The organism is Paracoccus aurantiacus (assembly GCF_007993065.1).
Classification (GTDB): domain Bacteria; phylum Pseudomonadota; class Alphaproteobacteria; order Rhodobacterales; family Rhodobacteraceae; genus Paracoccus; species Paracoccus aurantiacus.
The window spans coordinates 1-2,408 of sequence record NZ_VOPL01000025.1; the positions used below are offsets into that span (position 1 = coordinate 1).

The window sequence follows — 2,408 nt, forward strand, 5'->3', positions numbered from 1 at the left end:
TCGTCGCGGATGCCCAATATCACCAGAGCCGTCAGCCGGTCCGGGTCGGTCTTGACGCCCCGCACATCCACGCCCTCACGCACCAACTGCTCGCGGATGAACCGCCCCATATGCTCATCACCAACCCCCGTAATCACCGCAGACCGCAACCCCAGCCGCGCCGTCCCGCACGCAATATTCGTCGGAGACCCCCCGATATACTTCGAAAACGACCCCATATCCTCCAGCCGACCACCAATCTGATCGCCATATAAATCAACGCTGCTCCGGCCAATCGTGATCAGATCAAGCGGTTTCATGGCCGTCCTTTCCTGCATGACCCCCGGCATGGCCGGCCAATATCGGGGCCAGACGGTCGGCGATGAAGGCCATGCTGTCTCGCAGCGCTGTTTCGGGGTCGGCGGCATTGTGGATTTCGGCGGCGAAGGGTTCGAAACTGAACGGGCCGTCATAGCCCGACTGCAGCAAAGCCTTGATCTGCGACAGGTTTTCCAGCCGGTCGTCATGGCCCACCAGCACCCGGTGTTCGTCCAGCATATCCGCCACAGCCAGCCCCGGATCGGTCACGCCGGAAATATGCACAAGCCCGGTGCGGTTGGGATAGAATTCGGCCTCGCCCGCCAGATGGTGGTGGAAGGTGTCGTGCAGCAGTTTGAAAATGCCGGTTTCATCGGCTTCGGTCATGGCCGCCAGCGCCTCTGCCTTGGTGCGAAGCGAACTGACCGGGAAGCCCAACGGTTCGACCAGCCCGGTCAGCCCGCGGGTCTGAAGGATCGGGACCATCGCATCGAGCGCGGTCACAACGGCGGAATGCGGCACGGTATTTCCGTCATTCAGCGGACACATCACCAGCGCCTGCGCGCCGCATTCGGCGGCGTAATCGGCCATGCGGCGCGCCCGGTCGGGCAGATCGCGAGACCAGACATTGAATGGATACAGCGCATTGATCGACAGGATGGTGATGCCCTGCGCATCCGCCTCGGCCCGGACCTGCGCGGGGGTCGTGGTTCCCAGTACATCGGGGATGTCGTTCCTGATCTCGACCTCGTGCACGCCAAGGCGGCGGCACATGGCGAAGAATTCCGCAAGTGGCAGCTTCGGGGCAGAGATGTGGTTGATGGCAAAGCGCATCGTGTCCCCCTTAGTCGTAAAGCGCCGGGCGCGCCGGCAGGGTGATCGGGACGATCTGACCGCTTTCCTGCGCCTGAACGCAGGCATCCGAGGTGATGGCCGCGACATAGCCGTCCCATGCCGTGGGGCCAGCCGCAGTGCCCAGGGCGGCGGCCTTGATGAAATCTGCCAGTTCCACGTCATAGCTGTCGATGAAGCGGTCCTTCCAATCCATCAGGATTTCGTTCTGCAGATGCGCCTGCTTGCGGAGCGTGATCGACATGGGTTCGGGCAGGTTCGCCAGCCCTTCCTCGCCCACGATCTGGCATTGAATGTCATAGCCATAGCGGCAGTTCACGAAGATCTCGACATCGATACGGATGCCCTTTGCGGTTTCCAGCAGCACCATCTGCGGGTCGCGCAACCCGGAATGGGCGTGGCTGGATTTGCGCGGAAACACGACCTGCGCCGAGACATAGTCGTCGTTCAGCAGCCAGCGCAGCACGTCGATTTCATGGATCAGCGTGTCGTGGATGGCCATTGGCGTGCCATAGGTATCCGGCACGGTCGGGTTCCTGTGTGCGGCATGGACCATCAGCGGCGTGCCGATGTCGTTATCCACCACCTGTTTCAGCATCCGGTAACCGGCGTCATAGCGGCGCATGAAGCCGACCTGTACCAGACGGCTGCCCTTCGCGGCCTCGGCTTCCACAATCCTCAACGCACCTTCGGCGGTCGTCGCCAGCGGCTTTTCGCAAAAGACCGGCTTTCCGGCGGCTATTGCAGCCAGCACATAGGGTTCGTGGGTCGATCCGGTCGAACAGACCAGAACCGCGTCCACATCGGGGGCGGCGATCAGATCCTCGCCCCGGTCATAGACCTTCGCGTCAGGCACCAGATCCTTCTGTACCGCCCGTGCGGCATCCGGGTTATAGTCGCTGAGCGCGACCACCTGCGTCCCCGCCAGCACCTGTTGCATGCGCCGCGTGTGGTCACGCCCGATCATGCCTGTTCCGATTACGCCAATTCTGACGGTCATTTCTGCTGCCTCATTTGAAGTATTGATCGACATAGCGCTGCATCTCGCTGCGCATGAATTTCCCGGATTCGTCGGCCTTTTCCTCCCACGCGAAGACGCAGGCGGTCATGATGCCGTCAAAGCCTATTTCAGCCAGTGTGCGGTAGAAATCGTCCCACGGCACCTCGCCCTGACCGATATTCAGATGCTGGTGGACACGCGCCTGCGATCCGGGCGGGTTGATGATATAGCGCAGCCCGCTGCTGGCCTTGTGGTTGAA

General features: G+C 61.8%; 4 protein-coding genes. All 4 read right to left on the bottom strand.

The annotated features are described in order from the left end of the window. Positions 1-299, bottom strand: a 299-nt coding sequence (locus FQV27_RS18650) for a PfkB family carbohydrate kinase (RefSeq protein WP_246133182.1), incomplete at its 3' end; no start/stop codon positions are given. Then, positions 286-1,131: a TIM barrel protein gene (locus FQV27_RS18655; RefSeq protein ID WP_147101600.1), complete on the bottom strand. Its 846-nt coding sequence runs from the start codon at positions 1,129-1,131 to the stop codon at positions 286-288. The genes FQV27_RS18655 and FQV27_RS18650, both read right to left, overlap by 14 nt. A gap of 10 nt (positions 1,132-1,141) precedes the next feature. Beyond that, entirely contained in the window at positions 1,142-2,149 is a 1,008-nt protein-coding gene (locus tag FQV27_RS18660; protein WP_147101604.1) for a Gfo/Idh/MocA family protein, read from the bottom strand. 10 nt (positions 2,150-2,159) lie between these two features. Next, positions 2,160-2,408, bottom strand: a 249-nt coding sequence (locus tag FQV27_RS18665) for a TIM barrel protein (protein WP_147101559.1), incomplete at its 5' end; no start/stop codon positions are given.